Origin of the sequence: Streptomyces sp. NPDC056503, from assembly GCF_042794995.1 — a bacterium.
Classification (GTDB): Bacteria; Actinomycetota; Actinomycetes; order Streptomycetales; family Streptomycetaceae; genus Streptomyces.
Genome location: NZ_JBHTST010000010.1, coordinates 36,669 through 49,016, shown reverse-complemented (window position 1 = coordinate 49,016; position 12,348 = coordinate 36,669). Strand labels below are relative to the sequence as shown.

Below are 12,348 nucleotides of genomic sequence, written 5' to 3'. Positions count from 1 at the left end.
ATCGTCACGTCACTGAGCATTCAGCACGCGCACACCCACCGCAGGGATCCCCATCACCCCCCGCGGTGCACCGCGGCGCCCGCACAGCTCCAACGCCTCGCGTCACCCACGGCGCGAGGCGCTCGTACGTTCCGTCCCATCCCCGTTCGGAATCCGGAGCCCCCACATGAAGCTCTCCGCGAGACTGTCAGCCCTGGCCGGTTCCTCGGCCCTGATCCTCGGCGCCCTCGCCGGGGCCGCGCCGGCCAACGCCGCGCCCGACGGCGCCACGGCCGCGCCGGACATCCCGGTCGCCAACGTCAAGCAGCACCTGACCGACCTCCAGTCCATAGCCACCGCCAACGGCGGCAACCGCGCGCACGGCCGGACCGGCTACAAGGCGTCCATCGACTTCGTGAAGGCGAAGCTGGACGCGGCCGGATACACCACGGCCATCCAGCAGTTCACGTACAACGGCACCACCGGCTACAACCTGATAGCCGACTGGCCGGGCGGCGACCCGAACCAGGTCCTGATGGCCGGCTCGCACCTCGACTCGGTCAGCTCGGGCGCCGGCATCAACGACAACGGCTCCGGCTCCGCCGCGATCCTGGAGACCGCGCTCGCCGTCGCCCGCTCCGGCTACCAGCCCTCCAAGCACCTGCGCTTCGGCTGGTGGGGCGCGGAGGAGCTGGGCCTCGTCGGGTCGAAGCACTACGTGAACAACCTGGCCACGACCGAGCGCGCGAAGCTCTCCGGCTACCTCAACTTCGACATGATCGGCTCGCCGAACCCGGGCTACTTCGTCTACGACGACGACCCGACGATCGAGACGACCTTCAAGAACTACTTCGCCGGCATCGGGGTCCCCACCGAGATCGAGACCGAGGGCGACGGGCGCTCCGACCACGCGTCCTTCAAGAACGTCGGCATCCCCGTCGGCGGGCTCTTCACCGGTGCCAGCCGGGTCAAGACCAGTGCCCAGGTCTCCAAGTGGGGCGGTACGGCCACGGCCTTCGACCGCTGCTACCACTCCTCCTGCGACACGACGTCGAACATCAACGACACGGCCCTGGACCGCAACAGCGACGCCATCGCGCACGCGATCTGGACCCTGTCCGGCTCCTCGACCCCGCCCACCGGCACGGTCTTCGAGAACACCGCCGACGTCTCCATCCCGGACAACGGCGCCGCGGTGACCTCCTCCGTGACCGTCTCCGGCATCACGGGGAACGCGCCCGCCACCCTCGCCGTCGGCGTGGACATCGTCCACACCTGGCGCGGTGACCTCGTCGTCGACCTGGTCGCCCCCGACGGCACGGTCTACAACCTGCACAACCGGACCGGCAGCAGCGCCGACAACATCCAGCAGACCTTCACCGTGAACGCCTCCAGCGAGGTCGCCAACGGCGTGTGGAAGCTGCGCGCGCAGGACACGGCGTCCGCCGACACCGGCTACATCAACGGGTTCAAGCTGACGTTCCCGTAGGCCCCACGCAGACCACCCGGGTGGGTCGGTGAACGCGCTCCCGACCCACCCGGGCCACCAACTCCGCCGCTACTTGGCGGCGTTCGCGGCGTCCACCAGCGCCTGCGGCGTCACCGCGCCGACGTAGACCTTGCCGTCGTCCGTCATCAGCGCGTTGACGATCTTGGTCTTGAAGACCGTGCCGGTGCCGAACTTCCCGCTCACCTCGTCGCCGAGCGAGTCCAGGAAGCCCTGGGCCTCCTTCGGCGCCTCCTCGGTCTTCGGGGCCGGCGCGCCGGAGTCGAAGGCGGCGATGGCCGTCCAGCCCTCGCCGATGACCTCGGGGCCGTTCTTCCCGGCGGCGCCGGCGCCGCCGAGGTCGCCGAGGCCGAAGTCGCCGAAGGCCTTCTCCAGGTCCTCCGGGGCCTTGCCGTGGTCCTTCTCGACCTGGTCGCCCTCGGTGACCTCCGCGCCCTTCGGGACCGTGAAGTCGAACTCCGAGGCCGCCGGCCTGCCGAAGTCGACCTTGGTGAAGCCGGCGTCGACGACCGGCTTGCCGCCGCTCGTGGAGGCCAGGGTGAACTTCAGCGGGGTGCCGGTGGCCGCGTCGACCGCGATCGTGATCGACTCGACCGTCGAGCCCTGCTGCTTCGGCTCGACGACGAGTCGGTACGCGTCCCGGCCCGCCACCTTCGCCGTGCCGCCGACCGTGATCGAGGTGGTGTCCCCGGCGGCCTTCAGGACCTCGTCGGCGAGCGCCTTGGGGTCGGCCGGAATCTCCTTCCGGGGCGCCTCTCCGCCGTCCTCGACGCCCTTCTCGTGGAAGACCCGGTTCGAGCGGGAGTCGTACGCCCACACCTCGTCGCCGTCGTGGACGAGGCTGTACTGCTCCTTGCCGTCGAGCAGCGTCAGCTTCTGCCGCTCGGGGCCGTCGGCGGCGATCTTCAGGGTGTGGGTGCCGGAGACCAGCTTGGTGAGCTGCGCCGCCGGGTCGGCGGTGCCCTCGCCGCCCTCGCCGGAGCCGGCGAGCCCGCCCAGCAGGCCGTCGAAGGCGGGCAGGCCCAGGTCGGTGGAGATCCTGAAGGTGCCGGACAGGGTCTGGGTGTCCGAGGCGGCGATCTTCTCGACGAGCTGCTGGGCGGTGATCTCCGGCAGGTCCGGGTCGCCGGACGCGGCGAGCGCCGGGACGAGTCCGATGGTCGCGGCGGCGACTCCGGCCACCGCGACGGGGACGACGTACCTGCTTGCCTTGCGCTGTGCTGCCATGGTCTGTGATCCCTCCGTGCCCTGGCGGACTGCTTCTCGATGTCTCCATCCCACCAGGGCGGGGGCCCGGAATCGTCAGCCCGGGGGATCAACCTCGCGTACCCCTCCGGGATGACGTCCCCTAGGGAGGGGCGACCCGGGAGGGTCAGCCCGCCCGGTGCACCACCGCGTCGCACAGCTCCATGAGGGCCGACTTCGCGTAGCCGTCCCGCAGCGGCGCCAGCATGGCCCTGGCCTCCTCCGCGTACCGCACGGTGTCCCGGCGGGCCTGCTCCAGGGCGGGGTGGGCGCGGAGCAGGCGGAGCGCCTCGGCGTGCCGGGCGTCGTCGGCGAGGTCGCCGTCGATCAGGGCGACGAGCTCCAGGTCCTCGGGGCGGCCGTGGGCGGCCGCGGCGGCCCGCAGGCGGAGGACCGGGAGGGTGGGGACGCCCTCGCGGAGGTCGGTGCCGGGGGTCTTGCCGGACTCGTGGCCCTCGGAGGCGATGTCGAGGACGTCGTCGGCGAGCTGGAAGGCGACGCCGAGCCGCTCGCCGTACTGGGTGAGGATGTCGACGACCGACTCGTCGGCGCCGGACATCATGGCGCCGAAGCGGCAGGAGACGGCGACGAGGGAGCCGGTCTTGCCGCCGAGGACGTCGAGGTAGTGGTCGACGGGGTCGCGGCCGTCGACGGGCCCGGCGGTCTCCAGGATCTGTCCGGTGACCAGCCGCTCGAACGCCTCGGCCTGGATCCGTACGGCCTCCGGCCCGAGGTCCGCAAGGGTGTGCGAGGCGCGGGCGAAGAGGAAGTCACCCGTGAGGACGGCGAGCGAGTTGCCCCAGCGGCTGTTGGCGCTGGGCACGCCCCGGCGGACGGCCGCCTCGTCCATGACGTCGTCGTGGTAGAGCGTGGCCAGATGGGTGAGCTCCACGACGACGGCCGCGGGTACCACTCCGGGGGCGTAGGGGTCGCCGAACTGGGCGGCGAGCATCACCAGCAGCGGCCGGAACCGCTTGCCGCCGGCGAGCACCAGGTGCTGGGCGGCCTCGGTGATGAAGGGGACATCGCTCTTGGTGGCGTCGAGGAGGCCGGCCTCGACGGCCGCCAACCCCGTCTGGACATCGGCCTCAAGAGCCTGGTCCCGCACGCTAAGACCGAACGGCCCGACGACGGTCACGAGGGGATCTCCTGTCTGCTGACGTCTGCTGACGCTTGCCCTTGACGCTCTGGACCGCACCCCGACGAATCGGATTGTCGATGTGTCGGTCCATTCACTCAAGCCAGCGTATCCGGTCACGTTTCGATCACCGTGGGCGCCTTCCCGTCACCCCCGGTATGTTCGTGATCAGCTCATACGATCAGGAGTAGGCGTTTTGTCCCGAACAATGATCGATACCGATCCGAACGGCGAGCAGCCTCCCCCCGGGGACGACCACGCCTTCCTCGGACATCCGCGGGGACTGCTGACCCTCTCCGGCCTGGAGGTCTGGGAGCGGTTCTCCTTCCTCGGCATGCAGGCGATCCTCGTCCTGTACTTCGCCGCGAGCGTGTCGGACGGCGGCCTCGGCATGGCGTCCGGCACCGCCGCCTCCGTCTCCGCCGCCTACGGCACCCTCGTCTACCTGGTGTCGGTGGCCGGCGGCTGGCTCGCCGACCGCATCCTCGGCTCCTACCGGGCGGTCCTGTGGGGCGGAGTCCTGATCGCCTGCGGCCACTACTCCATGGCGGTGCCCACCGCCGCCATGACCTGGGTCGGCCTCGGCCTGATCAGCGCCGGCACCGGCCTGCTCAAGCCGAACGTCGCCACCATGGTCGGCAAGCTCTACCGCACCGACGACGACCGCCGTGACGCCGGCTTCGCCCTCTACTACATGGCGATCAACATCGGCGCCTTCGCCGGACCGCTGATCACCGGCTGGCTGGCCGACCACAAGGGCTACCACTGGGGCTTCTCGGCCGCCGCCATCGGCATGACCTTCGGCCTGATCCAGTACATCGCCGGCCGCCGCCACCTCGCCGGGAAGAAGCACGCCGCCGAGTTCCCGCTCGCGCCGGACGCGATGCGCCGCGCGGTCCTCTCCATCGTCGCGGGCGTCGTCGCGTTCGCCGCGGCGGCCGGCGCGCTCGCCGCGGCCGGCTGGCTCACCATGGACCGCTTCGTCGACCTGCTGACCCTGATCTCGGTGATCGCGCCGGTCGCCTACTTCTGGGTGATGTTCGCCAGCCCCCGGGTCACCGCCGAGGAGCGCGGCCGGCTCAAGCCGTACATCGTGCTCTTCCTCGCCTCGGTCGCCTTCAACTTCATCCTCTTCCAGGCGTACTCCACGATGATGCTGCTCGCCTCCACCAACGCGCGCACCACCATCCTCGGCTTCGACTTCCCCGCCAGCTGGTACGCCTCCGCCCTCGGCGCCTTCGAGGTCGCCCTGGCGCCCGTGGTGGCCGCCGTCTGGGCCCGGATGGGCCCCCGCCAGCCGCACGCCTCCAACAAGATCGCCCTCGGCGTGATCCTCGGCGGCCTCTCCTTCCTCCTGATGGTCCTGCCGACCTCGGGCCACGCGGACGACACGTACCAGATGGCCGCGTGGTGGATCGTGGGCTCCTACCTGCTGCTCGGCCTCGGCGACGTGCTCCTGGAGACCTCCGGCATGTCCGCCACCAGCAAGCTCGCCCCCAAGGCCTTCGCCAGCCAGACCATGTCGCTCTGGTTCCTCTCCCTCGCCCTCGCCAACGGCATCCAGGCCCAGACCGTGAAGCTCTACGACGACGTCTCCAAGCCCGCGTACTTCGGCGTCAACGGCGCCATCGCCGTCGCCGTCGGCCTCGGCGTCATGGCCCTGGCGCCCTGGCTGCGCCGCACGATGCACCCCGTCCGATAGGGAACCGCCATGAAGATCCGCACCGACTTCCCGTACGAGACCCGCCACGAGGACCTCCGCATCCCGATGCCGGACGGGACCAGGCTCTACGCGCGCGTGTGGCGGCCGGTCACCGACGAACCGGTCCCCGCCCTCCTGGAGTACCTCCCCTACCGGCTCACCGACTGGACCGCGCCCCGCGACTGGCAGCGCCACCCCTGGTACGCGGGCCACGGCTACGCCTCCGTACGGGTCGACGTCCGCGGCCACGGCAACAGCGAGGGCCTGCCCGGCGACGAGTACGACGCCACCGAGCTCGCCGACGGCGTCGCCGTCGTGAACTGGCTCGCCGAGCAGGAGTGGTGCACCGGGAAGGTCGGCATGTTCGGCATCTCCTGGGGCGGCTTCAACAGCCTCCAGATCGCCGCCCTCGCCCCCGAACCGCTCAAGGCGATCGTCACCGTCTGCTCCACCGACGACCGCTACGACAACGACGTCCACTACATGGGCGGCTCCGTCCTCGGCGTCGACATGCACGCCTGGGCCGCCACCATGCTCGCCTTCGTCTGCCGCCCGCCCGACCCGCGGTACGCGGACGAGGAGTGGCGCGACCTGTGGCTGCGCCGCCTGGAGGCCGTCGAACCCTTCGTCCACACCTGGCTCTCCCACCAGACCAGGGACGAGTACTGGAAGCACGGCAGCGTCTGCGAGGACTACTCCGCCGTCCGGGCCGCCGTCCTCGCCGTCGGCGGCTGGCACGACCCGTACCGCGACACCGTCCTCCGACTGGTCGAACACCTCCCCCAGGACCGGGTCCGCGGCATCATCGGCCCCTGGTCCCACCAGTACCCCGACCGCGGCCTGCCCCCCGGCCCCGCCATCGGCTTCCTCCAGGAGACCCTCCGCTGGTGGGACCACCACCTCAAGGGGGCCGAGAACGACGTCATGGCCGAACCGCTGCTCCGCTCCTGGATCAGCGAGTCCCACCCGCCGGCCACCGTGTACGAGGAGCTGCCCGGACGCTGGGTCGCCGACCCGTCCTGGCCGTCCCCGCACGTCACCCGCGTCACGTACGCCTTCGGCGGCGAACCCGTCGTCGTCGACTCCCCGCAGCAGACCGGCATCGACGCGGGCCGCTTCTTCCCCTTCGGCAACGACGCCGACCTGCCCCCCGACCAGCGCGACGAGGACGCCCACTCGGCCTGCTTCGACTTCCCCGTCCCGCCGGACGGCGCCCCGATCGAGATCCTCGGCCGCCCCGGCGTCAGCCTCCACCTCATGACGCCCGCGCCCACCGGCCAGATCGTCGCCCGCCTCTGCGACATCGCCCCCGACGGCTCCTCCACCCTCGTCACCCGCGGCGCCCTGAACCTCTCCGCCCGCTACGGCCGCGACCGGGCCGTCGACGCGCAGGTCGGCGAATGGGAGAGCTACGTCTTCGAGCTGAACGGCATCGGGCACACCTTCCCGCCCGGTCACCGCGTCCGGCTCGCCGTCTCCTCCGCGTACTGGCCGTGGATCTGGCCCCAGCCCGACGCCGCCGGCTTCACCCTCGACCCCGCCGGCTCCTCCCTCACCCTTCCGGTCCGCGCCCACACGGACGACTCCCTCGCCTTCGAGGAACCCGAACAGTCCCCTCCGCTCGGCGTGTCGTCCCCCGACGCCCTGGAGACCCCCGCGGAGACCCGCCCCGAACGGCTGGTCCTCCGGGACGTCGCCAAGGGCGAGTGGACCCTCCAGGTCGACCCGAAGTACGGCGGCACGCGCGTGTACCCGGACGGCCTGGAGTTCGCCGAGGACGCCGTCGAGACGTACACGATCGCCGAGGACGACCCGCTCTCCGCCCGCACCCGCTCGGAATGGCACATCCGGCTCCACCGCCCGGAACTCGCCTGGGACGTCACCGTCGACACCCGCTCGGAGATCACCTGCGACGCCGACTCCTTCCGCACCTCCGACGAGGTGGTGTGCAAGGAGGGCGGCGAGGTCGTCTTCCACCGCACCTGGGAAAAGCGGATCCCCCGCACGGCGGGCTGAGCCCGGGCCGTACGGGGGATCACGGCGATCCTCAGGCGTGCGCCTTGCGGCGACGGGCGACGAACACCGCGCCCGCGCCGAGCACGACGGCCGCGCCGGCCGCGCCGGCGAGCTGCGGCAGCCGGTCACCGGCACCGGTCGCGGCGAGCTGGCCGTTGACACCGCCCTGCTGGACCGGCGTGTTCGGCCGCTGCACCGGGGCCGGGGCGGCGGTCGAGGCGGACGGGGTCGGGGTCGGGGTGGGGGTCGGCGTGGGCTCCTCGCCCTTCGGCTCGACGATGTCGAACTCGGTCTCCGCGAACTGCTCGCTGATGCCGCAGGAGCCGTCCTCGTTGTCGTACTCGCTGTTGGCGGAGGCGATCCCCTCGCCCGCCGGGGCCGCCTCGTCCACCGTCACGCGCAGCGTGAGGTCGACCTTGCCGCCCTTGGCGATCCGGCCCAGCTCGATGGGCTCGTCCTGCGAGGTCAGGTCGTTCCACTTCTCCTCGGTGGCGACCTTCCACCGGACGGAGAAGTACTTGTCGAGGTTCGGGTACTCCTCGTCGATCTCGTCCCAGGACTCGGGCAGCTGGATGGCGGAGACGACGGAGCGCACCGCGTCGAGGTCACGGCCCGAGGCGTTCTTCACGGTGAGCGAGAAGTCGGCGCTGGAACCGATGGTGACGCTCTCGGGCCCGGTGAGGGTGGAGAGGACGGACCGGTCCACCTCGCAGTCCATGAAGTCGCCCTCGTCGTCCCAGAACGCGTCCAGCGCGGCCTCGGCCTCGGCGAGCTCCTTCTCGGCGGCCGCCAGGGCCTCCTCGGTCTTGTCGTAGGCCTGGGTCAGCGCCACCGAGGCGTCCTTGAAGGCCTTGTCCGCGGCCTTGTACCGGGTGTCGGCGGCCGTGTCGGCCTCGGCGGCCTGCGCGGCCTTCGCCTCGGCGGCGGTGACGGCCTCGGCCGCGGCCGTCTTCGCCTCGGGGGTGGCCTCGGCGTCGGCCTCGACCGCGGCCAGGGCCTCCTTCGCGGCGGTCAGCTCCTCGTCGGCGGTCGCCCTGGCCGCGGCGGCCGTCGCGGCGGCCGTCCTGGCCGCTTCGAGCTCGGTCTTGAGGGCCGGGTCGACGGCGTTCGCGTCGACGTCCTTGAGGCGCTGCTTCAGCTCGGCCTTCAGGTCCTCGACCTTCCGCTCCGCGGCGGCGTACGCGGCTTCGAGCCGCTCGAACTCCGCGAAGTCGGGGCCGTCCAGGTCGTCCTGGCCGTCCTCCTGGGCGGTGGCCCCCTTCGACGCCGTCGGCTTCGGGGTCTCCGCGAAGGCGGGCCCGGCGGAGAGGAACACGAGCGGCGTCGTGACGGCGGCGGCGACGGTGGTCGCGAGCATGCGGCGAATCTTCACGTGCGGACCTTTTCCTGGTCAGGGAAAGAGAGGAAGGGGGGCGCGCGCCCGCGGACTCCTCACGCGGGGGCGACACCACGGTGATCGTAGGTCCGCGAAGGGCCCGGCGGCAGGGGTCGTTTCCCCAGTTCGGAGACGGTGCGGGCACCTCCCGGGGCACAAACCGTCCGCACCCGGACAGTTGCTCTCTTCCCGGCGGGTTTCTCTGTGATCCATGTCATCCGCGCCCGGCGGCCCGCCCCGTAACGTGTCCCTCACCCATCATGCGAAAGCGAGGCACGTACCGATGTCCGAGCACAGCCCGCTCGACCTGGCCGAGGGCGACCCCTTCGGCCCGCACAACCTCCCGTACGGCGTCTTCTCCACCGGCGACGAGCCGGACCGGCGCCGGCTCGGCGTCCGGATCGGCGGGTACGTGCTGGACGCGGGGGCCGCGGCGCACGCGCTGGGGTCCCCTTACGCCTCCCTCCTCGCGCAGCCGGGCCTCGGCCCGCTGCTCGCCGCCGGCCGGACCGCCTGGCGGGACGTCCGCCGCGCGCTGACGGCCTGGGTGACGGTCCCGGCCCACCGCCCCGACGTCGAGCCGCTGCTCCACCCGCTGGACGCGGTGACGCTGCACCTGCCGTACGAGGTCGCGGACTACGTGGACTTCTACGCGAGCGAGCACCACGCCACCAACGTGGGCCACATCTTCCGCCCGGACGGCGAGCCGCTGACGCCCAACTGGAAGCACCTGCCGATCGGTTACCACGGGCGCGCGGGCACGGTCGTCGTCTCCGGCACGGACGTGGTGCGCCCCTCGGGCCAGCGGAAGACGCCCGCCGACGCGGCGCCGGTCTTCGGCCCGTCGGTGAAGCTGGACATCGAGGCGGAGGTCGGCTTCCTCGTCGGCACCCCGTCGCGGATGGGCACCCCGGTGCCGCTCGCCTCCTTCCGGGACCACGTCTTCGGCCTGACGCTGCTGAACGACTGGTCGGCGCGGGACGTGCAGGCGTGGGAGTACGTGCCGCTGGGCCCGTTCCTCGGCAAGTCCTTCCAGACCTCGGTCTCGGCGTGGGTGACGCCCCTGGAGGCCCTGGACGCGGCCCGCACCGCGCCGCCGGCCCGGGACTTCCCCCTCCTGCCGTACCTGGACGACGCGGCGGAGGAGGAGCCCGGCGGCTACGACGTGCGGATCACCGTCGAGATCAACGGCGAGGTGGTGGCCGAGCCGCCGTTCTCCACCATGTACTGGACGGCCGCGCAGCAGCTCGCGCACATGACGGTGAACGGCGCGTCCCTGCGCACCGGCGACCTCTACGGCTCCGGCACGGTCTCCGGCCCCGAGGTGAACCAGCGCGGTTCGCTCCTCGAACTCACCTGGAACGGCCGCGACGCGATCGAACTGGCGGGCGGCAAGCGGACGTTCCTGGAGGACGGCGACGAGGTCGTCCTCACGGCGTGGGCCCCGGGCCCCGACGGCACCAAGGTGGGCCTGGGTGAGGTCCGGGGCCGGATCGCCCCTGCTTCCTAGCCCACCCGCCAGAGCGCGGGGACGTTCGGCGGCTCCCAGCCCGCCATGGCTGTGTGCGCCTGGAGGCACACGTACCCCAGCCCTCCGTACGTGACCCGGTCCCCGGCGACGTACGCCCGTCCGGCGGCCCAGGTGCCGCCGGGCGGGGCGGTGGTGGGCGTGGGGGTCGGCGTCGGCCCGGGGTTCTGCGGCACGTCGATGACGAAGTCGAAGGCCGCCTCGCGGCCCCCGGAGCCGTCCCGGACGGTCATCAGCAGCCGCGGGTCGAAGATCGTGTCGGTGTTGTTCCGGGGCTCGTTCGGGAAGTACAGCTGGGTCGTGAGGATCGGCCGGCCCGGTGCCTGCACCTTCACGTGGAGGTGCCGGGTGCGCCCCGGATAGAGCCCGGGGACGATCGTGGTGAGCTTGAACGACCCGTCGGCGCCCGTGAACTGGTGCCCCCGGAACTTGAACCCGGTGTTGTCGTAGGCCCCGTTGTTGTCGGCCTGCCAGAAGTCCAGCAGGACCCCGGACACGGGCCGACAGGCCCGCCCGAACACGTACCCGCTGACGGTCAGCCGGGTTCCGGCGCCGTCCGGCAGGCTGCTGCGCAGCGGGGAGTTGGGCTTGAAGTAGGGGCCCTCCATCTGCGGCAGGGTCAGGTCGTCGCCGTCGTCGCACTCCGGCGTGAGGTCGAGCGCCGCCTCGTTCCCGGTCAGGGTGCGGGCGAGCGCGGGGACGCCCATGAGCACGGCGGGTGCGGCCATCCCGGCCGCGAGCGCCGCCCGCAGCACGGCCTTGCGCGTGACGCGCCCGGTACCGGTGTTGCTCTCGTTGTCCATGTGCCTGGCTCCTCAGGTGGGGTCTGGGATCGGCAACGAACCTAGGTCTCCTCACTCCCCCGCTTCGATGGACGGAGCAGGGTGGTCATGGTGTTTTCGGAAGTCCCCCGGACTCCGTCCGACCTCCCGCCGGAAGAACCGGCAGAAGTACGCCGGGTCCCCGAACCCCACCCGTGCCCCCACCTGCCGCACGGACAGCGAGGTGGCCACCAGCAGCCGCTGGGCCTCCCGCACCCGCGCCTCCCGCAGCAGCGCGGCGGGGGTCCGCCCCGTGGCCCCCCGCACGGCCTCGTTCAGGTACCCGGCGGACACCCCGAGCCGCCCGGCGCACTCCCGTACGGACAGCCCTTCCGCGGCGGCGGGCCCGGCGAGCCGCAGGAACTCCCCGGCGACCCCCCGCACCGGCGCGCCGACCCGTTCCCCGGGCACCCGGGCGGCCCGCACGAGCAGCACGTGGAGCAACGACCGCAGCACTCCCGCGAACCCGTCGTCCCCGCCCCGGTACTCCTCGGCCAGCTCCGCCATCAGCCGCGAGGTCCGCTCGTGCGCGGCCCCGTCGAGATCCGCCCAGGGCCGCTCCCCCAGCCGCCGCAGCAGGCCGAGGTCGTCCGGCCCGTCGACGAGGAACTCGGGCGTGAACAGCACCAGCGACCCCTCCAGCCCCCGCACCCCCTCCCACCGGTGCACCTGGCCGGGGAGGATCACGCCCAGCTGCGGCGGCCGCAGGTCGTACCGCTCGGTGTCGATGACGTGCACGCCGCTTCCCTCCACGACGTGCACGATCTCGTAGAAGGTGTGCCGGTGCGGGTAGTCGGCCCGGGACATGGGCCCCATGGCGTCGAATCCCCCGGCGGCGAAAGGCACCTGCTCGGGCAGCCGCAACTCCAGCCGGTGCACCGGCGGCTCCCCCTCCCGGGGCGCGGCGCAGGGCTCCCCGGGTAAGACCGTGCTGCCACGCATGGAACACCCTCCACGACTGGTACAGACCATTAGGCCCGTCCACGATGCCACGCCGCCCGCGCCCTGTCAGGAGGCCCGGCGGGCCGGCCCCGGGG

At 72.2% G+C, this 12,348-nt stretch carries 9 protein-coding genes; 4 read left to right on the top strand and 5 right to left on the bottom strand.

Going from position 1 to position 12,348, the window contains the following annotated elements:
- Nucleotides 1-166 precede the first annotated feature (166 nt).
- On the top strand, nucleotides 167-1,468 hold the full coding sequence (locus tag ACFQ8C_RS05180) for a M28 family metallopeptidase (protein ID WP_383452412.1): 1,302 nt from the start codon (nucleotides 167-169) through the stop codon (nucleotides 1,466-1,468).
- 69 nt (nucleotides 1,469-1,537) lie between these two features.
- Here ACFQ8C_RS05180 and ACFQ8C_RS05175 read toward each other — a convergent pair whose 3' ends face one another.
- Nucleotides 1,538-2,713 carry an outer membrane lipoprotein carrier protein LolA gene (locus tag ACFQ8C_RS05175; protein WP_383452410.1) on the bottom strand — a complete coding sequence of 392 codons (1,176 nt, stop codon included), beginning with the start codon at nucleotides 2,711-2,713 and terminating at the stop codon, nucleotides 1,538-1,540.
- Between the two features lie 145 nt (nucleotides 2,714-2,858).
- Nucleotides 2,859-3,869 (bottom strand): polyprenyl synthetase family protein, encoded by a 1,011-nt coding sequence (locus ACFQ8C_RS05170; protein WP_383452408.1) that lies wholly within the window; start codon nucleotides 3,867-3,869, stop codon nucleotides 2,859-2,861.
- 208 nt (nucleotides 3,870-4,077) lie between these two features.
- On the opposite strand from ACFQ8C_RS05170, the gene ACFQ8C_RS05165 reads away from it, so the two are divergent.
- Both ACFQ8C_RS05165 and ACFQ8C_RS05160 read left to right on the top strand, forming a co-directional pair.
- Nucleotides 4,078-5,571 carry a peptide MFS transporter gene (locus ACFQ8C_RS05165; RefSeq protein WP_383452406.1) on the top strand — a complete coding sequence of 498 codons (1,494 nt, stop codon included), beginning with the start codon at nucleotides 4,078-4,080 and terminating at the stop codon, nucleotides 5,569-5,571.
- 9 nt (nucleotides 5,572-5,580) lie between these two features.
- On the top strand, nucleotides 5,581-7,587 hold the full coding sequence (locus tag ACFQ8C_RS05160) for a CocE/NonD family hydrolase (protein ID WP_383452404.1): 2,007 nt from the start codon (nucleotides 5,581-5,583) through the stop codon (nucleotides 7,585-7,587).
- Nucleotides 7,588-7,618: 31 nt separating this feature from the next.
- Here ACFQ8C_RS05160 and ACFQ8C_RS05155 read toward each other — a convergent pair whose 3' ends face one another.
- Nucleotides 7,619-8,944, bottom strand: coding sequence for a hypothetical protein (locus ACFQ8C_RS05155; protein ID WP_383452402.1), 1,326 nt, complete (start codon nucleotides 8,942-8,944; stop codon nucleotides 7,619-7,621).
- A 301-nt stretch (nucleotides 8,945-9,245) separates the two neighbouring features.
- Between ACFQ8C_RS05155 and fahA the strand changes: the two genes are divergently transcribed.
- Nucleotides 9,246-10,472, top strand: a complete 1,227-nt coding sequence (fahA, locus tag ACFQ8C_RS05150; protein WP_383452400.1) for a fumarylacetoacetase — start codon at nucleotides 9,246-9,248, stop codon at nucleotides 10,470-10,472.
- Here fahA and ACFQ8C_RS05145 read toward each other — a convergent pair.
- Together ACFQ8C_RS05145 and ACFQ8C_RS05140 are read right to left on the bottom strand one after the other, a co-directional pair.
- A complete protein-coding gene (locus tag ACFQ8C_RS05145; RefSeq protein ID WP_383452398.1) occupies nucleotides 10,469-11,293 on the bottom strand; it encodes a carbohydrate-binding protein in 825 nt (274 codons plus the stop codon). The genes fahA and ACFQ8C_RS05145 overlap by 4 nt on opposite strands.
- A gap of 51 nt (nucleotides 11,294-11,344) precedes the next feature.
- Complete coding sequence (locus ACFQ8C_RS05140; protein WP_383452396.1) at nucleotides 11,345-12,253, bottom strand: helix-turn-helix domain-containing protein; 909 nt, start codon at nucleotides 12,251-12,253, stop codon at nucleotides 11,345-11,347.
- Nucleotides 12,254-12,348 lie beyond the last annotated feature (95 nt).